This window comes from Rhodoferax sp. (genome assembly GCF_018780565.1).
Classification (GTDB): domain Bacteria; phylum Pseudomonadota; class Gammaproteobacteria; order Burkholderiales; family Burkholderiaceae_C; genus Rhodoferax.
Genome location: NZ_JADMJN010000015.1, coordinates 1 through 25766 on the forward strand (window position 1 = coordinate 1; position 25766 = coordinate 25766).

At 58.2% G+C, this 25766-nt stretch carries 27 protein-coding genes; 8 read left to right on the forward strand and 19 right to left on the reverse strand.

Features of this window, described 5'->3' with window-relative positions; translation table 11 throughout:
* A partial coding sequence (locus tag IV109_RS17820) for an HD domain-containing phosphohydrolase (RefSeq protein WP_366834253.1) occupies positions 1 to 498 on the forward strand: 498 nt, incomplete at its 5' end.
* A 123-nt stretch (positions 499 to 621) separates the two neighbouring features.
* On the opposite strand, the gene IV109_RS17825 is transcribed toward IV109_RS17820, so the two are convergent.
* From IV109_RS17825 to IV109_RS17845, 5 genes are all read right to left on the reverse strand, one after another.
* On the reverse strand, positions 622 to 1896 hold the full coding sequence (locus IV109_RS17825; RefSeq protein WP_296699954.1) for an acyl-CoA dehydrogenase family protein: 1275 nt from the start codon (positions 1894 to 1896) through the stop codon (positions 622 to 624).
* Between the two features lie 46 nt (positions 1897 to 1942).
* The gene (locus IV109_RS17830) at positions 1943 to 3028 is read right to left on the reverse strand and encodes a phosphotransferase (RefSeq protein ID WP_296699958.1); all 1086 of its coding nucleotides are present in this window, start codon (positions 3026 to 3028) and stop codon (positions 1943 to 1945) included.
* Positions 3029 to 3044: 16 nt separating this feature from the next.
* Positions 3045 to 3764, reverse strand: a complete 720-nt coding sequence (locus IV109_RS17835) for a Crp/Fnr family transcriptional regulator (RefSeq protein WP_296699963.1) — start codon at positions 3762 to 3764, stop codon at positions 3045 to 3047.
* 116 nt (positions 3765 to 3880) lie between these two features.
* A complete protein-coding gene (locus tag IV109_RS17840; protein WP_296699967.1) occupies positions 3881 to 4660 on the reverse strand; it encodes an oxepin-CoA hydrolase, alternative type in 780 nt (259 codons plus the stop codon).
* Between the two features lie 9 nt (positions 4661 to 4669).
* The gene (locus IV109_RS17845) at positions 4670 to 6190 is read right to left on the reverse strand and encodes a 3-hydroxyacyl-CoA dehydrogenase (protein WP_296699971.1); all 1521 of its coding nucleotides are present in this window, start codon (positions 6188 to 6190) and stop codon (positions 4670 to 4672) included.
* Positions 6191 to 6258: 68 nt separating this feature from the next.
* Between IV109_RS17845 and IV109_RS17850 the strand changes: the two genes are divergently transcribed.
* Positions 6259 to 8079 (forward strand): hypothetical protein, encoded by a 1821-nt coding sequence (locus tag IV109_RS17850; RefSeq protein ID WP_296699974.1) that lies wholly within the window; start codon positions 6259 to 6261, stop codon positions 8077 to 8079.
* On the opposite strand, the gene IV109_RS17855 is transcribed toward IV109_RS17850, so the two are convergent.
* The 4 genes from IV109_RS17855 to lexA form a co-directional block, all read right to left on the reverse strand.
* On the reverse strand, positions 8054 to 9268 hold the full coding sequence (locus IV109_RS17855; RefSeq protein ID WP_296699977.1) for an MFS transporter: 1215 nt from the start codon (positions 9266 to 9268) through the stop codon (positions 8054 to 8056). The genes IV109_RS17850 and IV109_RS17855 overlap by 26 nt on opposite strands.
* Entirely contained in the window at positions 9265 to 10272 is a 1008-nt protein-coding gene (locus IV109_RS17860; protein WP_296699981.1) for a D-2-hydroxyacid dehydrogenase family protein, read from the reverse strand. Before IV109_RS17860 ends, IV109_RS17855 begins: the two co-directional genes overlap by 4 nt.
* 188 nt (positions 10273 to 10460) lie before the next feature.
* A complete protein-coding gene (locus IV109_RS17865) occupies positions 10461 to 10775 on the reverse strand; it encodes a hypothetical protein (protein ID WP_296699984.1) in 315 nt (104 codons plus the stop codon).
* A gap of 21 nt (positions 10776 to 10796) precedes the next feature.
* The gene (gene lexA, locus IV109_RS17870) at positions 10797 to 11471 is read right to left on the reverse strand and encodes a transcriptional repressor LexA (protein WP_296699987.1); all 675 of its coding nucleotides are present in this window, start codon (positions 11469 to 11471) and stop codon (positions 10797 to 10799) included.
* Positions 11472 to 11576: 105 nt separating this feature from the next.
* Between lexA and IV109_RS17875 the strand changes: the two genes are divergently transcribed.
* Positions 11577 to 12593, forward strand: a complete 1017-nt coding sequence (locus IV109_RS17875) for an asparaginase (protein WP_296699992.1) — start codon at positions 11577 to 11579, stop codon at positions 12591 to 12593.
* On the opposite strand, the gene adk is transcribed toward IV109_RS17875, so the two are convergent.
* From adk to IV109_RS17905, 6 genes are all read right to left on the reverse strand, one after another.
* Complete coding sequence (adk, locus tag IV109_RS17880; protein WP_296699995.1) at positions 12559 to 13215, reverse strand: adenylate kinase; 657 nt, start codon at positions 13213 to 13215, stop codon at positions 12559 to 12561. The two genes, IV109_RS17875 and adk, sit on opposite strands and share 35 nt — an antisense overlap.
* Positions 13216 to 13343: 128 nt before the next feature.
* Positions 13344 to 14099: a 3-deoxy-manno-octulosonate cytidylyltransferase gene (kdsB, locus tag IV109_RS17885; protein WP_296699998.1), complete on the reverse strand. Its 756-nt coding sequence runs from the start codon at positions 14097 to 14099 to the stop codon at positions 13344 to 13346.
* Positions 14096 to 14278 carry a Trm112 family protein gene (locus IV109_RS17890; RefSeq protein WP_296700000.1) on the reverse strand — a complete coding sequence of 61 codons (183 nt, stop codon included), beginning with the start codon at positions 14276 to 14278 and terminating at the stop codon, positions 14096 to 14098. The genes kdsB and IV109_RS17890 overlap by 4 nt, the downstream gene beginning before the upstream one ends.
* Entirely contained in the window at positions 14259 to 15305 is a 1047-nt protein-coding gene (gene lpxK / locus IV109_RS17895) for a tetraacyldisaccharide 4'-kinase (RefSeq protein WP_296700002.1), read from the reverse strand. The genes IV109_RS17890 and lpxK overlap by 20 nt, the downstream gene beginning before the upstream one ends.
* Positions 15306 to 15309: 4 nt before the next feature.
* Complete coding sequence (locus IV109_RS17900) at positions 15310 to 15738, reverse strand: biopolymer transporter ExbD (protein WP_296700007.1); 429 nt, start codon at positions 15736 to 15738, stop codon at positions 15310 to 15312.
* Between the two features lie 12 nt (positions 15739 to 15750).
* Positions 15751 to 16380 carry a MotA/TolQ/ExbB proton channel family protein gene (locus IV109_RS17905; RefSeq protein ID WP_296700011.1) on the reverse strand — a complete coding sequence of 210 codons (630 nt, stop codon included), beginning with the start codon at positions 16378 to 16380 and terminating at the stop codon, positions 15751 to 15753.
* A 354-nt stretch (positions 16381 to 16734) separates the two neighbouring features.
* Here IV109_RS17905 and xseA point away from each other — a divergent pair, with 354 nt between their 5' ends.
* Positions 16735 to 18081 carry an exodeoxyribonuclease VII large subunit gene (gene xseA / locus IV109_RS17910; protein WP_296700014.1) on the forward strand — a complete coding sequence of 449 codons (1347 nt, stop codon included), beginning with the start codon at positions 16735 to 16737 and terminating at the stop codon, positions 18079 to 18081.
* 50 nt (positions 18082 to 18131) lie between these two features.
* Positions 18132 to 18713, forward strand: coding sequence for a Fe-Mn family superoxide dismutase (locus IV109_RS17915; RefSeq protein ID WP_296700017.1), 582 nt, complete (start codon positions 18132 to 18134; stop codon positions 18711 to 18713).
* A gap of 88 nt (positions 18714 to 18801) precedes the next feature.
* Here IV109_RS17915 and IV109_RS17920 read toward each other — a convergent pair whose 3' ends face one another.
* Together IV109_RS17920 and IV109_RS17925 are read right to left on the reverse strand one after the other, a co-directional pair.
* Positions 18802 to 19263, reverse strand: coding sequence for a DUF192 domain-containing protein (locus tag IV109_RS17920; RefSeq protein ID WP_296700020.1), 462 nt, complete (start codon positions 19261 to 19263; stop codon positions 18802 to 18804).
* Between the two features lie 80 nt (positions 19264 to 19343).
* Positions 19344 to 19736, reverse strand: coding sequence for a hypothetical protein (locus IV109_RS17925; RefSeq protein WP_296700024.1), 393 nt, complete (start codon positions 19734 to 19736; stop codon positions 19344 to 19346).
* 220 nt (positions 19737 to 19956) lie between these two features.
* Here IV109_RS17925 and icd point away from each other — a divergent pair, with 220 nt between their 5' ends.
* From icd to clpA, 3 genes are all read left to right on the forward strand, one after another.
* Entirely contained in the window at positions 19957 to 21210 is a 1254-nt protein-coding gene (icd, locus tag IV109_RS17930) for an NADP-dependent isocitrate dehydrogenase (protein WP_296700028.1), read from the forward strand.
* Between the two features lie 169 nt (positions 21211 to 21379).
* Positions 21380 to 21742, forward strand: a complete 363-nt coding sequence (gene clpS / locus IV109_RS17935) for an ATP-dependent Clp protease adapter ClpS (protein WP_296700031.1) — start codon at positions 21380 to 21382, stop codon at positions 21740 to 21742.
* Between the two features lie 81 nt (positions 21743 to 21823).
* On the forward strand, positions 21824 to 24151 hold the full coding sequence (gene clpA / locus IV109_RS17940) for an ATP-dependent Clp protease ATP-binding subunit ClpA (protein WP_296700036.1): 2328 nt from the start codon (positions 21824 to 21826) through the stop codon (positions 24149 to 24151).
* Here the strand turns inward: clpA and IV109_RS17945 are convergent.
* Both IV109_RS17945 and IV109_RS17950 read right to left on the reverse strand, forming a co-directional pair.
* On the reverse strand, positions 24148 to 24633 hold the full coding sequence (locus IV109_RS17945; RefSeq protein ID WP_296700040.1) for a DUF1499 domain-containing protein: 486 nt from the start codon (positions 24631 to 24633) through the stop codon (positions 24148 to 24150). The two genes, clpA and IV109_RS17945, sit on opposite strands and share 4 nt — an antisense overlap.
* 36 nt (positions 24634 to 24669) lie before the next feature.
* A complete protein-coding gene (locus IV109_RS17950) occupies positions 24670 to 25725 on the reverse strand; it encodes an extracellular solute-binding protein (protein ID WP_296700042.1) in 1056 nt (351 codons plus the stop codon).
* Between the last annotated feature and the right edge of the window lie 41 nt (positions 25726 to 25766).

A 25766-nucleotide genomic window follows, 5' to 3' on the forward strand; every position in this document is an offset into this window, starting at 1 on the left:
AGATATTGCCCAGACATTCAACCGTCCGCAAGAACGGTATTCGTCGGTCGCTTACTGAAGGGCGATGAAATCAGTCTTTACGCCAAAATGGGGGCCGTATGCGACGTGTACGACGCCATCACATCCAACCGGCCCTATAAATCGGGTTGGGATCCGGCCGAGTCCCTGCGAAAGATGGCCGAGTGGACCAACGGTCATTTTGATCCCAAGATTTTCCAGGCTTTTGTGAAAAGCATGGGTATTTACCCCGTGGGTTCTCTGGTTCGCCTGACGTCCGGGCGCATTGGCGTGGTGATTGAGCAAACGGCCAAATCACTGACCACGCCTTGCGTCAAGGTTTTCTTTTCTACCAAATCCAATATGCGCATCGTGCCTCAGGTCATCGACTTGTCGCGCACGGATGGCACGGAAAAAATTGCCGGCCGTGAAGACCCTGCTAAGTGGCGGTTTTCCGACCTCAATGAGCTGTGGTCCGGCTTGCCCAAAGCTCCTTGGTGAGCGTTTTCATTGTCGTTGCCATCAGAAGTTGGCCCCAAGATAAATAGCGCACAGCCCTCGCGAGCTGTGCGCTATTTGCTATCAAAATGAAAGCATCGGCTACCAAGGCCGATGCATTATGGTTTAGCAGCCGCGTGTGATCGGCATTTCGACCGGCTTGGCATTGACAGCGTATTTGCCCAACTCCAGCTTGGCGATGGCATTGCGGTGCACTTCGTCCGGACCATCCGCAAAGCGCAGGGTGCGCGCGTTGACATAGCTGTAAGCCAATGGGAAGTCGTCACACATGCCGCCGCCGCCGTGCACCTGCATGGCCCAGTCGATCACCTGGCAAGCCATGCTTGGTGCCACTACCTTGATCATGGCAATTTCGTTCTTGGCGAACTTGTTGCCACCTACGTCCATCATCCAGGCTGCTTTGAGGGTCAACAAACGGGCCATGTCGATCTTGCAACGGGCTTCGGCGATTCGCTCCTGAGTCACGGTTTGCGACGCAATTGTCTTGCCAAAGGCAACGCGTGAGGAGGCGCGTTTGCACATCAGCTCCAGCGCCCGCTCTGCCAGGCCAATCAGGCGCATGCAATGGTGAATACGGCCAGGTCCAAGACGACCTTGTGCGATTTCGAAGCCGCGGCCTTCGCCGAGCAGAATGTTGGAAACCGGCACCCGAACGTTCTCGAACAGGACTTCCATATGGCCGTGTGGGGCATCGTCATAACCCATGACGTTGAGTGCACGAACCACCGTAATGCCAGGGGTGTTGGCAGGCACGATCACCATGCTTTGCTGGGAGTGACGGGGAGCCTCGGGGTTTGTCTTGCCCATCGTGATGTAGACCGCGCAACGTGGGTCACCCGCACCGGAAGTCCACCATTTGCGACCGTTGATGATGTACTCATCGCCTTTGCGTTCAATGCTGGTCTGGATGTTGGTTGCATCTGCGGAGGCCACTTCGGGTTCGGTCATGGCGAAGGCAGAGCGGATCTTGCCTTCGAGCAGGGGTTTGAGCCAGCGTGCCTTGTTTTCTTCCGAACCGTAGCGGGCAATCGTTTCCATGTTGCCGGTGTCAGGTGCCGAGCAATTGAATACTTCGCTGGACCACATGACGCGACCCATGATCTCGGCCAGGGGTGCGTACTCCTGGTTGGTCAGGCCAGCGCCGGTGTAGCCGGACGCTGCTGCGCTGTCCACGGGCAAAAACAGGTTCCACAAGCCGGCAGCCTGCGCCTTGGGCTTGAGATTTTCGATGGTTTGCAGGGGTGTCCAGCGTTTGCCTGCAGCCGTATTGGCTGCAATTTCCGCGTGGTAAGCGCCTTCGGAAGGGTAGATGTACTCGTCCATGAAGGACAGCAATCTGGTTTGCAGGTCTTTTGTTTTCTGTGAATAGTCAAAATCCATGAGATCTCCAGTGATGTAAGGTTAAAAAATTGGCTACGTTGTCGGGTCAGGCTTGCTGGGCAAATTTCCAGGCCATTTGGGCAAGTGGTCTTGCGCCGGCTGCCGACTTCACCGCTTGTGCGCTGGAAGCAGTGCCCGCTTCAACACGCTTGGCAATGCCCTGCAAAATGGCGGAAAGACGGAACAGGTTGTAGGCCAGGTAGAAATTCCAGTCGGCCTTGAGTGCCTCGGGTGTTGTTATGCCCGTGCGCTCGCAATAGAGGCGGATGTACTCGGCTTCCGTGGGAATCCCCAGGCTGGCCACATCCAGGCCGCCGATGCCGCGGAAAGAGCCGGGTGGAATATGCCAGGCCATGCAGTGGTAACTGAAGTCGGCCAGGGGATGACCCAGCGTGGACAGTTCCCAGTCCAGTACCGCCACGATGCGCGGCTCGGTCGGGTGAAACATCACGTTGTCGAGGCGGTAATCGCCGTGCACGATGCTGACCATGTTTTCGGCCCGTGCCATGGCTGGAATATGCTGGGGCAGCCATGCCATGAGCTTGTCCATCTCTTCGATGGGTTGGGTGATGGAGGCGACATACTGCTTGCTCCATCGACCGATCTGGCGTTCGAAATAGTTGCCGGGTTTGCCATAGCCAGCCAGCCCGCGGTCGGCGAATTTGACCGTGTGCAGGGCGGATATGACACGGTTCATTTCGTTGTAGATTGCGCCGCGCTCCGGGTTGCTCATGCCCGGCAAGGTCTGATCCCACAGGATGCGACCTTGCATGAACTCCATCACATAGAAGGCGCGACCAATCACGCTCTCGTCTTCGCACAGACAGTACATGCGGGGCACCGGTACGTCGGTTCCCTGCAAGCCCGTCATGACGGCGAATTCACGCTCAATGGCATGTGCCGAGGGCAGCAATTTGGCGACGGGGCCGGGCTTGGCGCGCATCACATAGCTTTGGGATGGCGTATTGAGCTTGTAGGTGGGATTGGACTGCCCGCCTTTGAAAGACTCAACGGTCAAAGGACCGGCGAAGCCAGGCAGGTTTTTTTGCAGCCACGCCGAAAGGGCGGCAATGTCGAACGACTGGTTGTCGGAAACAGGGCGTGTGCCGGTGAAATGGTCAAAATCGCTCATGGGTAGGTATTTGATTTTAGTTATCGGATTCAATGATGCGCATCAGCGCGCTGCGGTCGCGAATGACCAGGCCACCCGGCTCGATACGAATCGCTTCTTCCCGCTCCATGGACTTCAGTTCCTGATTCACTCGCTGGCGCGAAGCCCCCAGCAATTGCGCCAGCTCTTCTTGCGCCAACTGCAGGCCAATGCGGGTTTCGCCCGCGTCGCTCAGTGAGGGCACGCCGTAGCTCCGAACCAGGTGCAGCAGTTGCTTGGCCAGCCGGGCGCGCAGGGGCAGGGTGTTGAGGTCTTCCACCAGCCCGTACAGCTGACGGATGCGACGCGCATGCAAACGCAGCAGTGCTTCGTAGAGTTCGGCGTGGATCGAGAGAATTTTTTTGAAGTCGGCTCTGGCCACGCACAGAATGGTGCTGTCGCCGTGCGCGTAAGAATCGTGCGTCCGCCGCTCCCCGTCGAAGATAGACACATCGCCGAACCAGATGCCCGGCTCCACATACGTCAAGGTGATCTGCTTGCCCGAAATGGACGTTGAACTGACCCGTACTGCACCACGGGCACAGGCAATCCATTCCTCTGGCGGTTCGCCCCGGGCACATATCAGTTCTTCGTCCTTGTATCTTTTGACGTAAGCGCATCGCAGGATGTCGTGTCGCAGTGAAGGTGACAGTGATGAAAACCAGCGACCTGAGTTGATCGCCTCGCGTTCTTCGATGGTAAGAATAGGATCGTCCATGGCCTGTCTTTTTAGTGACTGAAAACATCCCCATTGTCGCGCGCGGGACGAGGTGTTGAAATTAGGGTTGTCGCTTGGGTGTCTGCATGCCTTCCCACGGGCTTGTGCATCGGTTTTTATTCAAAGCGTGGTGTCGTTTTGCCGAGGAATGCCGAAATACCGATGCCTGCATTGGGATGGTGAAGATTGCGCACGAAATGATCACGTTCGCGTGTCAGGTGCTCAATCAGTGTGGCCTGCGGGGCTTCGCTGATCAGGGTCTTGATGCTGGTCAAGGCATTGGGTGCCCGTTCGTTAAGCCGCTTGGCAAGGGCGAGCGCCTCCGACAGCGCCATCCCCGGGGCAGTGACCCGGTTGACTATGCCAAGCGTATGCAGTCGGATTGCAGTGGCGCGCTCGCCGCACATCAACAATTCGGTTACGAGCTGACGCGGCAGCGACTGGGCAAGGCTCCAGCTGCCGCCGCCGTCGGGTGAGAGCGCGATGTTGCTGTAAGCCATGACAAAGGCCGCGTTCTCGGCTGCGACGATAAAGTCGCAGGCCAGCGCAAGGGAAAACCCCGCACCGGCGGCAGCACCTTCGACCGCCGCAATGACAGGCTTGGGAAAGCTCTTGATGGCTTCGATCCAGTTGTGTAGGGCCTCAATGCTTTGTGCCTGTACCGACTCCGGTTGTTGCCGGTTGGCCTGCAGGCGCTGCAGGTTGCCTCCAGCGCTGAACAGGTTTCCTTCACCGACAATGACCACAGACCGGGTTTCATCGGAGCTTTCGGCCAGGCCCAGGGCTTCAATGCCTGCGGTGTAGATTTCAGGCCCCAGGGCGTTGCGGTGCTCCGGGTTGGAGAGGGTCAGTACCAGCGTCTGGCCCTGGCTGCTTCGTTTGAGTTCGGCGGTCATGATTGGGACCTATTCTTCTTCGTGCAGGAGGCTCAAGCCGATGGCGCCACGCCGACGCAGCCAGGGGCTGGGGCGGTAGCGGGGGTCGCCGTACACGGTTTGCATATTGAACAGCACCTCAAGAACGTTGGTTGGTCCGTACAGATTGCCCATGGCCAAGGGCCCCATCGGGTATCCCAGGCCCAGAGTGACCGCAGTTTCGAGATCCTTGGGCGAGCAAATGCCCTGCTGGCACATGTCGGCTGCAATGTTGACGATGGTGGCCACCACCCGCTGGGTCACAAAACCACCGCTGTCCCGTATGACACTCACGGCTTTGCCGTCGCGGGCCATCAAGGCGTGGGCCGCCTGACGCATGTCGGGACGGGTGGCGGGATTGGTAGCCAGTACCCGGCGCTTGGTGGCGTTGTCGTCCACCATCATGTCAATTCCGATGGTGCGGGCGGGGTCCAGACGCTCCACCACAGCAACGGTGGTGATGTCAAAACCCAGTGGCGCCACCAGGGTGAGCGCTGCGGGAGATGGCGAGGTGCCGGTTTCGACTTTGGCCCCCAGATTTTTGAGCAACTGGTACAGCTCAGCGCGACGCGCGGCACGGGTCGAGACCCATACCGGAGGCATTTCATCAACTTGCGGTGGCGGGGGCTCGGGCGCTATCTGGGCCATGCCACCTTCGTAGCGGTAAAAGCCTTCCCCCACCTTTTTGCCAACAATACCGCCGGCCAGCCGCTGGGCGGTGATCACGCTGGGCCGGTAGCGTGGCTCTTCGTAGTATTGGTGGTAAACCGATTCCATGACCGGATGGGACACATCCAGTGCCGTCAGGTCCATCAGCTCGAACGGTCCGAGCTTGAAGCCGATCTGGTCTTTCAGGATGCGGTCGATGGTGGCGAAGTCCGCAATGCCTTCACTGACGATACGCAGGGCTTCCGTGCCATAGCCGCGGCCTGCATGGTTCACGATGAAGCCGGGTGTGTCTTGCGCCTGGACTGGTGTGTGTCCCATCTGCCGTGTGTAAGCCGCCAGGTCGGCGCACACATCCGGGTGGGTCTTGAGTCCGGCGATCACCTCCACGACTTTCATCAGAGGGACTGGGTTGAAGAAATGAAAGCCGGCAAACTGCCCGGGCCGTTTGAGCTTTGCCGCAATGGCGGTGACGGAGAGTGATGACGTGTTAGTGGCCAGAACAGCCGTCGGTCGCACGATGTCTTCCAGCTCCGCGAACAACCCCGACTTGATATCCAGCCGTTCGACCACGGCCTCGACGATCAAATCGCAATCAGAGAGGGCAGGTAGTGTCTGCGCACACAGCAGTCGCGATTTGTAGGAAGCCACTTGGGCGGGATCCAGGCGACCCTTCTCGCCCAGTTTGTCCCATTGCGAAAAGACGGCAGTTTGTGCAGCGCGCGTGGCGTCCGCCTGCATATCAAACAGCAGCACGGTACTGCCTGCCTGGACTGAAATTTGGGCGATACCGCGCCCCATGGCTCCGGCACCTACGATGCCAACGGTGGAGAAAATTGGTTTCATGCCGGAGATTATGACCCGGTGTACCCGGTGCTGGCGACGAACCCGCTGTGAGAAAATGGCGTCATTACATGAAGCGCCTTTTCGAAATCAAATCATTCTGGGTGGCTGTCCTGCTGCTCCATGTTGCCTTGTCCAGTTCCGCTTTGACGCTTGGGCGCGTGCGTGGTGCGGTGCTGCTGGGACAGCCTTTGAGTGTCAGTATTCAGGTTCAGTTTGAGCCGGATGAAGACGTCACGTCATCGTGTTTTGATGCCGACGTCTTTTATGCCGATAGCCGTCAGGAGGCCAGCCGTGTGCGGGTCACCCTGGAGGCGACATCGGTGCCCAACACAGCCCATGTGCGGGTTGCCTCATCAACCGTCATCGAAGAACCAGTGGTGTCAGTCAATCTGCGTGCGGGGTGTTCCCAGAACGTGTCCCGTCGCTATGTGCTGCTGGCGGACTTGCCCAGCGAGGTGGCCAGGCCCGCTGCCGCGTCCTTGCTGGCCAGTGCACTTTCCCTGCGCTCGGTGAATCAAGTCGTGACCTCGCCCGGAAAGGTATTGGCGCCGGTCAAACGAACTGCTGCGATACCTTCTTCGGCCCGAGGCGTGGCGCCCGAGCGGGGTCGGGGGCGCAACAAGGTGACGAGCAAGTCCCGATTGAAGCTGGATGCGTTGGAGCTGCTGCCTGAGGGTGATCCGGTGCTGAGGTCTTCCTCAGAGTTACTGAGTGTTCCCTCTGAGGCCGGAGGGCGCCGTGCGCAGGCCGCAGCTCTGTGGAAGGCGCTCAATATGCAGACGCAGGATGTGCTGAGTGACGCTCGACGGCTGCAGGGGCTGCAGGAAGACCTGAAGGCGCTGCAGGCGCTGGGACTCAAGAACCAAGCGAGTCTGGCCGAGTTGAACGCCCGCCTGCAAAAAGCGCAGTCTGAGCGTTTTGCCAATGGGCTGGTATACGGTCTTCTGGTGCTGCTGTTGGGTGGCATCATGGGCTTGGTCTACCTGTGGCGTCGACAGCAGCGCGAACGTGTCGCAGGTGACAATTGGTGGCAAGGTTCACACTTTGCCGCTGTGGCCGATTTGGCCGAAGCGGGTGCGACGGTTCCGAAGCCCGATGCCGTTGATGCGCTACCTTCGGCTGTTGTTCCTGAGCTTGCACCGGCACCGGAGCCCGCGTCAGCATCAAGGGCGGTGCGACCAGAGCTGGAACATCTGGATATTGATCTCAGTTCGACGCACCTGGCGCTGGATAGCCCCTCCAAACCCCTTGACGCAAGCCCCCCTCCACGTTTGGACAGTGCGATGCTGGGCACCCCGGTACGGGCTTCGATGGGACGCGATTTTTCGCACAGCATGTCCGCATCGTTGTTGACGCTCAATACGCAGGAGCTTTTCGACACGCGCCAGCAAGCCGAGTTTTTCATTGCCCTTGGGCAGTACGAGCGAGCCATCGAGGTGCTTGAGCGATGCATCGGCATGGAGGGTGAAACCAGTCCGCTGGTGTACCTGGACCTGCTGCAGTTGTTTCATACGCTGGCGCGAAAGGCCGATTACCAAAAACTCAGGCAACGCTTCAATGCCTTGTTCAGCGGCTGCGTTCCAGACTACGCAACCTTCAGCAATGAAGGCAATGGTCTGGAAACCTACCCTGAAGCAATGTCCACCATCGTTGACCTGTGGCCTTCGCGGCTTACGCTTGAAGTCATCGGGGACTTTCTGCTTCGCAGCCCGCACCCGGAGGTCACCAATTCATTCGACCTTTGTGCTTTTCGCGACCTGCTGACCCTGCATGCCCTGGTGAAAAATGTGATGCCAGCGCAGAATGATCTGGACTGGACCCCGGAAGCCCCCTCAGCGAAACCCCAGCAGCCGCTGCTGGATATCAACTTCCCTGATCTGACGACCTGATTGACGAGAGCAGCGTTTGTTTTTTGTGGGTACGGGTTGCCAGCCAACTCACCAGCATGGACAGCAGCAATCCCGTCAGACCGACCCAATGCAGCATCGACATTTGGTCATGGGCAATCAACCAGCCACCGCTGGCGGCGCCAAGGCCTTGCCCCGCGTACATGGCCGATGTATTGAGTGCGATGGAGCCTGAAGCCAGTGCGGGTGCGATGCTGGTCAGGCGCGCTTGTTGCGCAGAGTTGGCGGCGAAGCAGCCCAAGCCCCAGGGAATGATCACCAGGGCAATCAGCGGCAGGCTGGTGCCCAGCGGCCACAGGAGCATGCTCAGGGCCATGCCGGAGACGGCCATCATGACGGTGCGCGGTGCACTCAAGCGATCAATGTTGCGGGACACCCAGAAATTGCCAATAAATCCAAAGGCGCCGAACCAGATGAACATCAGGCTGAGCTGCGTGGGGGTGATGTCAAAAATGGCTTTGTAGTAGGGGGCAAGGTAGGACGAAAGAACGAACTGCCCGGCCGAGTAAAGCACGGTGACCCCGACACACAGCATCAGCGGCTTTGACTGAAGTGTCTCGCGCCACGTTGTGAGTGAAAAAGTGGGCGGAATCACTGCATCCGGCATGGTCTTCCAGACCCAGGCAGCACTGAAGAAAGCCAGCAAGCCTACCAGCGCGAAAGCATAGCGCCAACCGACCGCTTCACCGATCCACGAGCCCAAAGGCATGCCCAGAACCGAGGCAACGGACCAACCCAAAAAGACCAGACTGATCGCCCTGCCGCGCTGGTGCGCAGGGACCAGAAGTCCGACGCAGGCGGCGGCCTGGGGTGTGAAAACAGCAGGCGAAATGACAGTCAGCACACGAACAACCAGGAGTGATGCAAAACTGGGCATGGTGGCGCTGAGCAAGTGCAATGCGCCATACCAGAGCATTGACAGAGCCAGTAGACGCCGGCGATCCCAGCGTGCCACCACGGTCACCAGCAGGGGGGCACCCAGACACATCAGCAGCGCTGCAATGGCGATGAGCTGGCCTGCTACGGGCACGGAGACCATCAGGTCCTTGCTGATGTCGTTCAGTGTGCCGGGCACAAGCATGATGCCCGTGCCAATGACAAAGTTGCCGAACATCAATGCCCACAAAACAGAGGGCAGGGCTTTGCCAGCCGATGGATCGTCCTGCTTCAACGGCGAACCTGCAATGCGCCGGGATTGACGATGTTGGTGGGCGTGCCCTTGATGAAGTTGATGACGTTGTCAAACGCCGCTCCAAAGTACATCTCGTAGCTGTTTTGTTCGACGTACCCGATGTGCGGCGTGCAAATGCAGTTTTCCAGCCGCAGCAGGGCATGCCCCTGCAGGATCGGCTCGGTTTCAAAGACGTCGATGGCCGCCATGCCGGGCCTGCCCCGGTTGAGTGCGCCAATCAAGGCGTCGGGCTCGATCAATTCGGCACGAGAGGTGTTGACCAGCAGGGAGGTGGGTTTCATGAGTGCCAAGTCATCAAGGCGGACAATGCCCTGGGTATCTTCCATCAGGCGAAGATGAAGGGACAGTACATCGCATTCCGCGAAAAAAACAGCCTGGCTGGGCGCTGCCTCATAGCCGTCCATGGCGGCTCTTTCGCGTGAAGATTCGCTGCCCCAGATCAGCACCCTCATGCCAAACGCCCGGCCGTAGCCTGCAACCAGTTGACCAATCTTGCCGTAGCCCCAGATGCCCAGGGTTTTGCCCCTGAGGATATTGCCCAGTCCAAAGTTGGGCGGCATCGAGCCCGCCTTCAGGCCCGACTGCTGCCAGGCGCCGTGCTTGAGATTGCCAATGTACTGGGGCAGGCGACGCATCGCTGCCATGATCAGTGCCCAGGTCAACTCTGCGGGCGCCACCGGTGAACCGGTGCCCTCTGCCACGGCAATGCCACGCTCGGTGCACGCCGCAACGTCAATGTGTGGGCCGACACGTCCGGTTTGCACAATCAGTTTGAGTTTGGGCAGCTTCTCGATCAACTGCCGTGGCATGTGGGTGCGCTCGCGGTTGAGCACAATGATGTCAGCGTCTTTGAGCCGAACTGACAACTGTCCCAGTCCTTTGACTGTGTTGGTGTACACCTTGGCCTGGTAGGCCTCCAGTCTGGCTGCACATTCGAGCTTCCGAACTGCATCCTGGTAATCATCAAGAATCACTATATTCATAGGTAGTGATTGTGCCTTGCCATGGGCGATGATTGCGCCGACGGGTCTCTCGCTTGATACGGTTGGCATCAATGCTTACAAAATTTATTTGTGCAGCTTGCCGGTGTCAATTTCCATGTCGCCGGAGAGTCTGCCGATTTGTAGCAGCATCCTGGGCGCTGGCGCCTGAGTCAACGCCAGCCTGGTATTCAGTGAAGGGCTGCTTCGCGGGCCGCGAGGCGATCCAATTCGGCGCACACGTCGGCCATGCGACCGGATATCACCATTCGCCCCACATGAGCCGGCGCTTGACCCGCCTCCATCACCCGCACGATGCGCAAGGGCCGGGATACGAGATTCTTAGATGAATTTCGGGTGCTTGACTTCGCACAGCTTACGCCGCCAGCTATTGAATGCATAGCAATATCGCGCTTGCTTCTGTCTGCGCTGGCAGGCATCAGCCAGCGCCACAAATCATGCAGAGGCGCCAAAATTACGGGAATAGCCAATTGTGCAGTGCTCATTTGAAACCTCTTGATTGATGACTACATCAGCATGGTGTTGCGGATCAGGCCGACGGCCAGTCCTTCGATTTCGAAAGGCTCCCCAGGCTCCACCACGATGGTCTGGTAATCGGGGTTTTCAGGGTGCAGCTCGATCAGGTGCTTATTGCGCCGAAAGCGCTTGACGGTGACTTCATCACCGAGGCGGGCGACCACAATCTGGCCATTTTTGGCATCTTTGGTGGACTGCACGGCCAGCAGGTCACCATCCATGATGCCGGCGTCTCGCATGGACATGCCGCGTACCTTGAGCAGATAGTCCGGCTTGCGCTGGAACAGGCTGTTCTCCAGGTAATAGGTCTGATCGACGTGTTCTTGCGCGAGAATGGGCGAGCCGGCGGCGACGCGCCCGATCAAAGGCAGGGCGAGCTGGGCCAGACCTGGCAATGACAGGGAGTATTGCTTGTTACGGGATTCGTTGATGGAACGCAGGGCGTCACTTTTGAGGCGGATACCGCGTGATGTGCCGCTGACGAGCTCAATCACGCCCTTGCGGGCCAGGGCCTGCAGGTGTTCCTCGGCCGCATTGGCTGACTTGAACCCCAACTCGGTGGCAATCTCCGCCCGGGTAGGCGGCGCACCGGTACGTGCGATGGCGCTCTGGATCAAATCCAGAATTTGCTGTTGGCGGGCTGTGAGTTTGGGGCTTTCAAGCATGACGACTCCTTTGAAGTACGTTGGGTCTTACTGTCGGTCTATACACACTGTCTTGATATCCAGTAGCTGTATTTTTAACCAGTTTCTGAAAGTTTGCAAGTGACCTTGAAAAATAAAGTTGAAAAGGTGGTGGTCCTGGGGACCGGCGGCACGATTGCCGGGACGGCGACCACGGCTTCAGACAACCTTGGCTACACCGCCGCCCAGCTGAGTGTGCAGGACGTGTTGACTGCGATACCGGGACTCGCCACCGTGCTGCAGGGGCGAACATTGGTGGCCGAGCAGGTGGCCCAGGTTGACAGCAAGGACATGAGTTTCTCGGTGTGGACGCAGCTGGCGTTGCGGGTGCAGCACCATCTGGCGCAGTCGGATGTCACGGGCATTGTCATCACGCATGGCTCGGACACGCTGGAAGAAACAGCGTATTTCCTGCATGCGGTGTTGCCGGCGGCACAGGTTGCGACCAAGGCCGTGGTGCTGACCTGTGCCATGCGTCCGGCCACCAGCAGTTCGGCGGACGGTCCGCAGAACGTGATGGATGCGGTGGCGCTTGCCATCACTGTGGGGGCCTGTGGCGTGCTTGCGGTGTGTGCCGGCGTCGTCCATGGCGCGCAGGAGGTGCAAAAGGTGCACCCCTCAAGGCTTGATGCCTTCAGCTCAGGCGAGCTCGGGCCGCTGGGCTACGTGGAAAATGGCGGGGTTCGTTTGACACGAAATTGGCCAGTGGCCTTCGTGAATATTGCTCAACATGCTATTGAAGATATAGCTAATCTGGACAACTGGCCACGTGTTGAGATCCTGATGAACCACGTCGGCGCGAGCGGCGCCGTGGTGGATGCATTGTTGTCTCAGGGGCATGCGCCCGATGCTCAGCCGGTGCGTGGTCTGGTGGTGGCGGGCACCGGCAACGGCACCCTGCACCATGATCTTGAAGCGGCTTTGGTCAGGGCGCAGGCCCGTGGCGTCAGGGTGGTACGTTCCACGCGTTGCGCCAGTGGCAGTGTGCTGCCGACGCCGGGCGATGCGTTGCCCGATTCTGAAGGCTTGTCACCCGTGAAGGCACGGGTGGCCATGCTGCTGGCGCTGATCAGCCCGCCAAGGCCTGAAAGGCGCGGGCGGTGATTTCGTCCACGCCGCCGGTGCCACTGATGGCCCGGTATTGGGGCGCTGATGCGGGATCGGCTTTGGCCCAGTTGGAGTAATAGTCCACCAGAGGACGGGTCTGGGCACTGTAGACGTCCAGACGTTTCTTGACGGTTTCTTCCTGGTCGTCGGGACGTTGCACCAGTGCTTCGCCTGTCAGGTCGTCCACACCGGCGACCTTTGGCGGATTGAATTTGACATGGTAAGTGCGGCCTGAAGCCGGATGCGAGCGGCGGCCGCTCATGCGTTCGATGATGGCGTCAAAGGGCACATCGATTTCCAGCACATAGTCCAGCTTGACGCCTGCAGCCTTCATGGCGTCGGCCTGGGGAATGGTGCGTGGAAAGCCATCGAACAGGAAACCCTTGGCGCAGTCGGGCTGGGCAATGCGTTCCTTGACCAGATTGATGATCAGGTCGTCGCTGACCAGGCCGCCGGACTTCATGACCGCATCGGCCTGCAGTCCCAGGGGGGTGCCGGCCTTGACCGCTGCACGCAGCATGTCACCTGTGGAGATTTGCGGAATACCGTACTTCTGGCAGATGAAGGTGGCTTGCGTGCCTTTGCCAGCGCCGGGTGCGCCCAACAGAATGAGTCTCATGGATGTCCTTCGGAATTGAATATAAGTCGGGCCGTATTGTCGGGGCTTTTTTGCAGCTCACCCGCAATGCCTGATTGGCATGAAGAATATCATGCGCCGGCTTCAGATCTGCTTACAGCGGTGCTTGCTCAGCCCGGGTACAGCTTGCGGACCCGCTCCAGGTCTTCCGGCGTGTCCACGCCCGGGCCGGGTGCATGCGGAGAGACATGCACCGCAATCCGGTGGCCGTGCCACATCGCACGCAGTTGCTCCAGCGCCTCGGTCAACTCCAGCGGGGATTGTGCAAGGCCGGGGAATTGCCGCAAGAAGCCGACGCGATAGCCGTAGATGCCGATATGCCGCAAGGGCGCGGGGACGGGCAGAGCTTGCGGTTGGTCGCGCCAGCAGGGGATAGGCGCGCGACTGAAATACTGCGCCAGCGCGCGGGCGTCGAGCACCACTTTCACCACGTTGGGGTTGACGAAGTCCGCCATGTTGTCGATCGTATGCGCAGCAGTGCTCATGCTGGCTTCAGGCCGCTGGAGCAGCAAGTCAGCGACCGCACCCACCAGCGAGGGATCGATCAGGGGTTCATCACCCTGAACGTTGACGACGATTTCCTCGTCCGATAACCCGAGCAATTGGCAGGCCTCGGCCAGACGATCGCTGCCCGAAGGGTGGTCGAGACGGGTCAGTACCGCCTGCACGTCATGCGCCTGGCAAGCTGCCATGATTTCCGCGCTGTCTGCGGCCACGACCACCCGGACCGGTCCGGCGGGGCCTTGGAGTGACATCACGCGCTGGGCCACCCGTACAACCATCGGTACGCCGCCAATGTCGGCCAGGGGCTTGTTGGGCAGGCGGGTCGATGCCAGGCGTGCCGGGATGAGAATCGTGAAACTCAAAGCCCAAGTTCCTCGTCGGTGAGGGTTCGGGCTTCGTTTTCCAGTAGCACAGGGATACCGTCGCGCACCGGATAGGCCAGTCGTGCGCTGCGCGAGATCAATTCCTGTTTTTCGCGGTCGTATTCCAGCGGCCCCTTGGTAACAGGGCAAACCAGAAGTTCAAGAAGTCGTGTGTCCATGGGGAGATGATAGCGTTGAGGCCAGCGGCTTTGCCAGCAAGGTGTCCAGTTGCGCGGTGAAGGCTGGCTCCAGCGCAATATCCAGTGGCACGGCCAGCGCATCGGCTTGTTTGGGCCACAGCTTGAAAGCATCTTTTTCGGTGCAAATCACGGTATAGCCTTCGTATTTACTTTGCATCCAGCTATCAAAATCATAGTGATCCGGCAATGCCAGGGTTTGGGCCAGGTTCAGCCCCTGAGCGCGCAACATTCTGAAAAACTCATCCGGCTGGGCGATCGCCGCCACGGCCAGCAAGGGCTTGGCGTTCGCTGCCAGGAGGTCATCCAGCGCCATCTCGCTCCCATCAGCCCGCAGGGCGTGCCGGGCCAGTGTGCGCCGGGCGGCGAAGCCGGCAAACGCAGGGTGCAGGCCAGTGTGCAGTACCAGATCCACCTTGCGAGGCCAGGGCTCGCGCAGGGGGCCGGCGGGCAGCAGAAAGCCGTTGCCGGTGCCACGGTCGTCAAAAACACAAATCTCGATATCACGTTGCAGTGCCCAGTGCTGCAGGCCGTCGTCGCAGACGATAACCTGCGTGTCCGGATAACGTGCCAGCAGCGATTGGGCTGCGTCAAACCGCCTAGCCGCAACAAAGACCGGTGCGGCAGTGGCGTTCTTGATCAGGGCCGGTTCGTCACCCACATCGGCAATGGCGCTGTCGGTCAGCACCTCGCGGCAGTCCCTGGCACGGCGACCATAGCCGCGCGAGATGACCCCAGGGTGCAGCCCGCGAGCCTGCAGATGGCGCACCAGTGCCATGACGATGGGCGTTTTACCCGCACCACCGGCCACCACATTGCCCACCACAATCACCGGTACGGGTACATGCTGCATCTTCAGAATGCCACTCAGGTACAGGGCCTGCCTGAGCGCTGCCAGTGCGCCGTAGATCAGGGAAATCGGCCACAACAGATAGGCCAGTGGGCCACGCCGGGTCCAGGCACTCACCAGATGGCGCTGCAACACGGATGGCTGCGTCGCCCCGGTCATGGAATCACTTTGCCCCGGCTTGGGAGGCGGACTGGGTGGCAAAAGTGATTTGCGTCAGGCCCGAGCGCCGGGCGGCTTCCATCACCGTGACCACAGCCTGATGCTTGGCACTGGCGTCGGCGCTGATGATCACCACCGACTCTTTGCCTGCCTTGGCACCTTCAAGCAGGGCGGCGGAAAGGGCATCCAGGCTGCGTCCGGCCACAGGCAGCTTGTTCACCGCATAGGCCCCTTCGCTCGTCACCGTGACCAGAACTTCCTTGGGGTAGTCGCGCTGTGCGTCGGCATCGGCCACCGGCAGCTTGAGTTGCAGTTCGGTGAACTTGCTGTAAGTGGTGGACAGCATCAGGAAGATCAGCACCACCAGCAGCACGTCGATGAACGGAATCAGGTTGATTTCGGGCTCTTCACGCAAACGGGGACGAAAGTTCATGGCTGATGACGCCTATTTGCGCAGCGCGTTGAGGTGACGGACCAGCCGCTCGGAGGCCAATTCCAGCGTCAACAGGTATTCGTCAACCCGGGCCCGGAAATAGCGCCAGAAAATCAGGGACGGAATGGCCACGATCAGACCAAAGGCGGTGTTGTACAGCGCTACCGAAATACCGTGTGCCAGCTGCGCCGGATTGCCGCCGGTGGCACCACCAGCAGGTGTCTGGGCACCAAAAATCTCGATCATCCCGACGACGGTGCCAAACAAGCCCATCAGCGGTGCGGCCGACGCGATGGTGGCCAGTGCGCTGAGATAGCGTTCCAGGCGGTGCGCGACAACCCGTCCTGCGCCCTCCATGGAGGAACGAAGATCGTCTTCGCTACAGCGTGGGCTATTGTTGAGTGCCCTGAATCCACTGGCCAGCACCTCGCCCAGGGCGGAATTTTTCTCCAGTTGGCTCACCACATCCGGCGCGGGCACCGAGGTGCGGCAGACGCTCAGGACTTCTTCGAGCAATTGGGGAGGCGCGATCTTGGATGTTTTAAGGCTGATGAAGCGCTCAATGACGAGTGCCAGGGCCAGAATGGAGCAGGCAACCAGAGGCCAGATCGGCCAGCCTGCGGCTTGTATGATTGAAAACAAATGGAATCTCCGCGCAGATGAGAAATGCCTCGCGATTATGGCCTACGCACCTGCATTTTTTGTAGGCTTGCAAGCTTGCGCAGGCAATACTTTGCTGGATGACCCCGGTGCACCTCCGGCCCACAGAATATGTGGATAACTTTGTGAAGAACTATGCGGGTAACTGTCTCCAAGCCGCGCTGGGCTTGCGTTGTGACAGAACGATGACAAATTAGGCAGCAAATTATTCAATGAAATCAACAAGTTACACCATATCGCTGTGCGCTCGGGCGATTTCTCCATCTCATGGCATGCAAGGGTGTGTGCTGTGGAACACTTTCGCCTCCGATCTCGTCGCAAGCCCCGTGAACGCTGATGTCTGAGTTCAATTCACCAGCATCGGCGCCGCGAATCTGGCAGGTTGGAGCGCTATGCCGCGCCATTGCTGACGCACTGGAGGCTCGATTCAATCCGGTTGCGGTGCGCGGGGAGATTTCGGGCTTTTCGCGCGCATCCAGCGGACATTGCTATTTTTCGCTCAAGGACGAAAGCGGGCAAATTCGCTGCGCCATGTTTCGCCGGGCGGCCAGTCTGCTGGATTTTTCGCCGCGTGATGGTGAACTGGTTGAGGTGCGCGGTCGTTTGGGTGTCTACGAGCCGCGCGGTGATCTGCAATTGATTGTTGAGAGCATGAGCCGAGCCGGGCAAGGCGCCTTGTTTGAGCAGTTTCTCAGGCTCAAGGCCAAACTCGAAGGCGAGGGCCTGTTTGATGCGGTCCGCAAGCGGCCCTTGCCCGTGATGCCCCGCGGCATCGGTCTGGTGACATCGCTGGGTGCTGCCGCCCTGCATGACGTTGTGACTGCCTTGCAGCGTCGTGTCCCCCACATCCCGGTGGTGCTGGCGCCAGCCGCGGTCCAGGGTAACAGTGCCCCACAGGAGTTGAACAGGGCGCTATCAAATTTATACCAGCTCACGCAAGAAGGACGAGGGCATGAGTCCGATTTGGTTCGAAATTTGACGAAGATCGAAAGCGATGCAGACCCTGTCATCGATGTCATCCTGCTGGTTCGCGGCGGGGGCTCGATGGAAGATCTGTGGGCGTTCAATGACGAGCAACTTGCGCGTACCCTGGCGCAAAGTCCAGTGCCCATCGTCAGCGGTGTCGGGCATGAAACTGATTTCACCATGGCGGACTTTGTGGCCGATTTGCGGGCGCCGACCCCAACCGCTGCGGCCGAGCTGGTTGCCCAGCCTCGCGATGTCTGGTTGGGTGCCATCGATGGTGTGGCGCGCCGGCTGCAGGATGCCGCATTGCGGCATCTGGACCAGCAAAGCCAGCGGCTTGATATGACCGTCTCCCGACTCGGGCGGCCGTCCGCACTGGTGGGTCGGCAGCGCCTGCGAATTGCCGCCAGCGCACAAAGCTTGCAGTTTGCGGCCCGGCTTTTTGTGAGCCAAAGGCAGCAGGCCCTGCCGCGGCTGCAACTTGCCCTGGCAGATGCGCGGCGGCGGGATCTCGATCGAAAACAGGACCGGCTGGCGCGGGCTGAATTGCGACTCGGCCTGCTCGATCCGACCCTGGTGTTGCAGCGCGGTTATGCCTGGTTAAGCAGTCAGGAAGGGGAGACCATCACAAGCGTGCGGCAAGTCCACGCCGGTCAATTGGTGAAGGCCACCCTTGCTGACGGCGAGGTTGATTTGCAGGTGTCACAGTCTCCCTGAGCAATGTTTCTACAATCGGCCCTTTCCAACAACAAACTCGCGAGGACATCATGGAACATACACTGCCCCCCCTGCCTTATGCAATCGACGCCCTGGCGCCCAACTACTCCAAGGAAACTCTGGAGTACCACCATGGCAAGCACCACAATGCCTATGTCGTAAACCTCAACAACCTGCAAAAGGGCACTGAGTTTGAGTCCATGACCCTGGAAGAGATCATCAAGAAATCCAGCGGCGGCATCTACAACAATTCGGCTCAGATATGGAATCACACCTTTTTCTGGAGCTGCATGAAGCCCAACGGTGGCGGTGAACCTTCCGGCGCGCTGGCAGCCGCAATCAACGCCAAGTGGGGCACTTACGCGGCATTCAAGGAGGCATTTGTCAAGTCCGCAGTGGGTAATTTCGGTTCCGGCTGGACCTGGCTTGTCAAGAAACCCGATGGCTCTGTAGACATCGTGAACACGGGTGCTGCAGGCACCCCGCTGACCACTGCCGACAAGGCACTGCTGACGGTTGACGTCTGGGAGCACGCCTATTACATCGACTACCGCAACATGCGCCCCAAGTTCGTCGAGACTTTCCTCGACAAACTGGTGAACTGGGGTTTTGCTGAAGCCAACTTCGCCTGAAGTTCCGGGCTAGATGCGAACAAGCCACCGAAAGGTGGCTTTTTTCATACAAGGGGGTGGAATGGTCGTAAGGGGTGAACCGACAACATCATTTCTTTTCAAAAGGCCTTCCGCCAAGCTTGAAGCCGGCCTTGATGCCTTTTTTGTCGAACCAGCCCTGGTTCATTTCCAGGACAAAGCGCACCGGTTGTTTGGAGCAGTGCGAATCCAGCGTCTGGGGCTTCATGTCCACCAGGTTGACGATGGTGCCATCGTCGGCGACAAAAGCGGCTGTCAGCGGGAGCAGGGTATTTTTCATCCAGAAGCACTGGACCTCGGCCTGTTCAAAGACGAACAGCATGCCCTCTGCCGTCGGCATCTCCTTGCGAAACATCAGGCCGGTAGAACGTTGCTCTGGGGTTGCCGCAACGGTCGTGTCGATCAGATGCATGCCCGCTGAGAGCTTGATGCGGGGCAGATCGAGCTGCGGAGTATTCTGCGCCTGAAGGGTGTTACCCAGAACGGCCGCTAATCCCAAAAGCCCAATTGAAATAAATTTGACGAGTTTCATGACTCAATTCTGATGCAACTTGGAGGGGCCAGAAACAAAAATGCCCGCAGAAGCGGGCATTTTTATAAAGTTGTCAAGAATTACTTCTTGGCTTCTTCTTTCTTGGCAGCAGGCTTTTCTTCTGCTTTTGCGGCAGCAGGCTTGGCTTCAGCTTTTGCTTTTTTGGCAGCAGCTTTTTCTTCAGCTTTTGCTTTGGCAGCAGCAGCTTTTTCTTCTTTAGCTTTTTTCTTGGCAGCAGCTTTTTCTTCTTTGGCTTGCTTGGCAGCAGCGGCTTTGTCAGCCTTAGCGTCTACCTTGGCTTCTTCTTTCTTGGCTTCGGCCTTGGCAGGAGCAGCAGCTGGAGCGGCAGCAGCAGGTGCAGCAGCGGCGGCAGGTGCAGCGGCTTTAGCAGGAGCAGCAGCTGGAGCGGCAGCTTGAGCGAAAGCGCCAGCAGCGAAAAGACCAGCAACCAAAGCGGCGAGAAGTTTGTTCATTTTTCAATTTCCTTGAGATAACGTTATTTCAAAAATTTCCCTCCAAACTTTGGAAGGCTTGTCCGTAACGGGGCTGGTTTGCCCCGGGTTGACAGAAAACAGTAATTTTTTCGGACTAGAATCCAAAAGCGCCACCAGATCCCCGTACAAGAAGGGATTTTCCGGTGGATTCAGCATCAAGAATCGCGCACATTGAACCAATCAACGGAGACACAAGTACATGTACCAGCACATCAAGGTGCCCTCACAAGGCCAGAAAATTACCGTCAACGCCGACATGTCACTCAATGTGCCGGATCAGCCGGTTATTCCTTACATTGAAGGTGACGGCACTGGTTTGGACATTACGCCTGTGATGCTCAAGGTAGTGGACGCCGCGGTTGCCAAGGCCTATGGCGGCAAAAAGAAGATCCACTGGATGGAAGTCTATGCCGGTGAGAAGTCCACCAATGTGTATGGCCCGGATGTCTGGTTGCCCGAAGAAACCCTGCACGCCATCCGCGATTATGTGGTGTCCATCAAGGGTCCCCTGACCACGCCAGTGGGTGGCGGTATCCGTTCGCTGAACGTTGCGTTGCGTCAGGAACTTGACCTGTATGTTTGCCTGCGCCCCATTCAGTACTTTGACGGCGTGCCCAGCCCCGTGAAAGAGCCGCAGAAGACCAACATGGTCATCTTCCGTGAAAATTCGGAAGACATTTATGCCGGTATCGAGTTCGAGGCCGAGTCTGACAAGGCCAAGAAGCTGATCAAGTTCCTTCAGGATGAGATGGGTGTCAAGAAGATCCGTTTTCCCAACACCTCGGGTATCGGCATCAAGCCTGTTTCCCGCGAAGGCACCGAGCGCCTGGTGCGCAAGGCTTTGCAATACACCATCGACAATGACAAGCCCAGCCTGACGATTGTTCACAAGGGCAACATCATGAAGTACACCGAAGGTGGCTTCCGTGACTGGGCCTACAACCTGGCTCAGAAAGAGTTCGGCGCCGAACTGATTGACGGTGGACCCTGGTGCAAGTTCAAGAATCCGAAGACCGGCAAGGAGATCATCGTCAAGGACAGCATTGCCGATGCTTTCCTGCAGCAGATTCTTTTGCGTCCTGCCGAGTACAGCGTGATTGCCACCTTGAACCTGAATGGCGACTACGTCTCGGACGCGCTTGCAGCACAGGTGGGTGGTATTGGTATTGCCCCGGGCGCGAATCTGAGCGACACCATTGCCATGTTTGAAGCGACTCACGGTACAGCACCCAAGTATGCCGGTAAAGACTATGTGAATCCCGGCTCCGAGATCCTTTCTGCCGAGATGATGTTGCGCCACATGGGCTGGATCGAAGCTGCGGACCTGATCATCAGCTCCATGAAAAAATCCATCAACAGCAAAAAAGTGACCTATGACTTCGCCCGCCTGATGGATGGTGCCACCCAAGTCAGCTGCTCCGGCTTTGGCCAGGTGATGATTGACCACATGTAGTCGCAGGCTGAAACTAACTGCTGCGCAGGCATGGGCCTGTTGCAGCATGCGGACCGCTCAGGCTGAATAGCTTGGGCGGTTTTTTTCTTTGCGTTGCTTGAATGTGGGAAAACTGCCACCAATTCACTTTGGCGGTGCAGTGCTTCAGTACGCTCGATAGAATGAAATTATGGCAACCAAATCTCCTGTAATTCCCCCCGCACCGCCGATCCAGCAACCCGACCGGGAAGAAGGTGGCTCTGTTGTACTTGAACGACGGACTCAGAAGGCCAAGCCACCTCAGATGTACCAGGTGGTCATGCTCAATGATGACTACACGCCCATGGAATTTGTGGTGGTCGTGATCCAGGAGTTCTTCGGAAAGGACCTGGAGGCAGCGACCCAGATCATGCTCAAGATCCATCTGGATGGCAAAGGTGTTTGCGGGGTGTATTCGAGGGATGTGGCTGCAACCAAGGTAGATCAGGTTCTGGAGGCTGCGGCAAAGGCCGGGCATCCCTTGAAGTGTGTGAGCGAGCCGGTGGAATTTTGAGCGGCTGATGTCATTTCTTTGTAAATGGTATCGAAATCGGATTACAGTTAATCATCAAAGTAAGGCTAGAAAGGAAATCACATGATTGCCCAAGAATTGGAAGTCAGCCTTCATATGGCGTTTGTCGAGGCTCGCCAGCAACGTCATGAGTTCATTACGGTCGAGCACTTGTTGCTGGCCCTGCTGGACAACCCCAGTGCGGCAGAAGTGTTGCGGGCCTGTTCAGCCAATATTGACGATTTACGCAAATCACTGGCCAATTTCATCAAGGACAATACGCCGCAGGTTGCGGGTTCGGATGATGTGGATACGCAGCCCACGCTGGGCTTCCAGCGTGTCATTCAACGCGCCATCATGCATGTGCAGTCCACTGGCAGCGGCAAGAAAGAAGTTACCGGGGCCAATGTGCTCGTCGCCATTTTTGGCGAAAAGGATTCGCATGCCGTCTACTATCTTCACCAGCAGGGTGTGACCCGTCTGGATGTGGTGAACTTCATTGCGCACGGCATCAAGAAAAGCGACCCACCAGAAACCGGCAAGTCCAGCGAGGCGCAAGCCGAAAGCGATGAATCCGGTGGCGAGAAGAACGAGAAGCAATCTCCGCTTGAGCAGTACACGCAAAATCTGAATCAGATGGCCAAGGATGGCAAGATCGATCCGCTGATTGGGCGTGAGTACGAGGTGGAGCGGGTCATCCAGATTTTGTGCCGCCGCCGCAAGAACAATCCTTTGCTGGTGGGCGAGGCGGGGGTCGGCAAGACAGCGATTGCTGAAGGGCTCGCCTGGCGCATTACTCAGAAGGACGTGCCGGAAATCCTGGCTGAAGCGGTCGTTTATTCGCTGGACATGGGTGCGTTGCTGGCCGGGACGAAATACCGGGGTGATTTTGAGCAGCGCCTCAAAGGCGTATTGAAGTCCATGAAGGACAAGCCCAATGCGATTTTGTTCATTGATGAAATCCACACCCTGATTGGTGCCGGCGCTGCATCGGGCGGAACGCTGGATGCATCGAATCTGCTCAAGCCTGGATTGAGTTCCGGTGCGCTCAAGTGCATTGGTGCGACGACCTTCACCGAGTACCGTGGCATTTTCGAAAAGGATGCCGCCTTGTCTCGCCGCTTCCAGAAGGTGGATGTGGTCGAGCCGACCATCGAGCAGACGGTGGACATTCTCAAGGGCCTCAAGTCCCGTTTTGAAGAGCATCACAACGTCAAGTACGCTGTAGCTGCGTTGCAGGCTGCGGCTGAACTGAGCGCCAAGTACATCAACGATCGTCATTTGCCAGACAAGGCCATTGACGTCATTGATGAGGCTGGTGCTGCGCAGCGAATCTTGCCCCCGTCGCGGCGCAAGAAGATCATCAGCAAGGCCGAGGTTGAGGAAATTGTGGCCAAGATTGCCCGCATTCCGCCAGCCAATGTGTCCAATGATGATCGCGGCAAACTGAAAACCCTGGAGCGTGATTTGCGCAACGTGGTGTTTGGTCAAGACAAGGCGATTGATATGCTGGCGTCCGCCGTCAAGATGGCGCGCTCGGGTTTGGGCAAGGGTGACAAGCCAATTGGTTCATTCCTGTTCAGTGGCCCCACGGGTGTGGGCAAGACGGAAGCAGCCAAGCAGCTCGCCTACATCATGGGCATTGACCTGATTCGCTTTGATATGAGCGAGTACATGGAGCAACACGCGGTCAGCCGCTTGATTGGTGCGCCTCCGGGCTATGTCGGCTTTGACCAGGGTGGTCTGTTGACGGAAGCCATCACCAAGAAGCCGCATTGTGTTTTGCTGCTTGATGAGATCGAGAAGGCGCATCCTGCGATTTTCAATGTGCTGCTTCAGGTCATGGATCACGGCACCCTGACGGACAACAACGGACGCAAGGCCGACTTCCGCAATGTGATCATCATCATGACCACCAATGCGGGAGCCGAGACCATGAACAAGGCCTCGATTGGATTCACCAATCCGCGTGAGGCGGGTGATGAGCAGGCGGACATCAAACGTTTGTTCACGCCTGAGTTCCGCAATCGTCTGGATGCCACCGTGAGCTTCAAGGCGCTGGATGAAACCGTCATTCTTCGCGTGGTGGACAAATTCCTTCTGCAACTTGAAACCCAGTTGGCTGACAAGAAAGTGGAAGTTACCTTCACCGACAAGCTGCGCAAGCATCTGGCGAAGAAGGGCTTTGATCCGCTGATGGGCGCGCGTCCTATGCAGCGGCTGATTCAGGACACGATCCGTCGTGCACTGGCAGATGAGTTGCTGTTTGGTCGCCTGACCGAAGGTGGCCGCCTGACGGTGGACCTGGACGACAAGGATGAGAGCAAGACCGAGGTTTTGCTGGATATCCAGCCCTTGCCCAAGAAAGAGGGCAAGCCCAAGCCTGAGGCGCAGGAAGCGGCTGCAGGTTAACCGGAAAACCGGGTGCGTAGGGCTTCCATACGTGCCCGGTTGACGCCAAAGTCTTTGCGGCCCAATCGGCTGGCCGAGCGCACCTGAATCACCTTGTTGGGCTGGTCCAGCCAGAACTCCATATCGTCGGTGAACTTGAACAAGGCTGTGCTGCTTTGCGCATAGATATAGCCCGGTTCCCGGGTGACGATGACAGTTCGCTCTGATTTATCCAGTAAATTCGCCAGCTTTTCCATGGCAGCGCTGGCGTCGCCCGTGTAACGCAAGGGCGCAATGCCGGCATAGTCTTTTTGTGGATGATCGGGGTACAGGTCCGCCTGACTGCTGACACTGTTGGGTGTTCTGGAGGGTGGGCGTAGTTTGCCGTCGGTCACGCCGAGTTTTTGGGGCGCTGCGCCGCTGAGTGCACCCAATTGCCCGGCGATTACCAGAGCGATCGCCAGCGCCATCAGAAAAACCAGTAAGTAGCCGATGATTTTCATGTTGTGTCCTTGCCGGGAGAAGCTGGTCAGCTTTTGCTATTTGAAGCCGACGCGGTCGAGCATTTGCTGCACCTTGACCTGATTCATCCCGACGACACTGATCGGGATTGTTTCGCTTTTGAAGTTGCCTCCAGTCATGGCCTGTAGGGCTGGATTGCTGAGTTTGACGCCTTTGGCGACCGGCCATTCGTTGTTGCCGTTGGCGAAGTGCTCCTGAGCGGAAGGGCTGGCGAGATACTCCAGGAATTTGATCGCATTGGCCGGATTCTTGGCATTCTTGGCCACGGCTCCGCCCGCGATGTTCACATGCGTGCCCCAGGATGCCTGGTTCGGGAAGACCACGCCCACCCGGTCCATCATGTTTCTGTCTTCCGGCTTGTCCGAGCGCATGATGCGGGCAAGGTAATAGGTGTTGGTCACGGCAATGCCGCATTCGCCGGCGGCAACCGCCTTGATCTGGTCGGTGTCACCGCCTTTGGGCGAGCGTGCCATGTTGTCAACCATGCCTTTGAGCCAGATCTCAGCCTGTTGCGCTCCCAAGTGTTCTGTGACCGCGCCGAACAGGGACAGGTTGTAGGGATGTGACCCTGAGCGAATGCAGAGCTTGCCCTTGTTTTTGGGGTCACCGAGTTCCTCATAGGTATCGACGTCATCCTTGCGGACCTTCACCTTGTCGTAAACGATGACGCGGGCGCGGGTCGAGAAGCCAAACCAGGGCGAGGCCCCGTCGGCATTGGGATTGCCACGAAACTGTGTGGGAATGGCATCGTTCAGCACTTTGGATTTCACTGGCTGGAACAGTCCTTCAGATTCACCGCGCCACAACCGGGCGGCGTCCACCAGCAAGATCACATCGGCGGGGGAGGCGGCACCTTCGGCCTTGAGTCGCGCGAGAATGCCGGCATCATCGGCATCGACCCGGTTGATTTTGATGCCGGTGGCTTTGGAAAAATTGCTGTAAAGCGCTTCGTCGGTCGGATAGTGACGGGCCGAGTAAATGTTGAGAACTTGCTCCTGCGCCGATACGGCCGTGCATGCGAGCAAAATGGCGCCAGCGGCCCCGATGTGTTTTCTGAACAAGGTACTGAACATGGTTGTGCGCTATCCGAAAATTGATGCTTCATTTTAACATA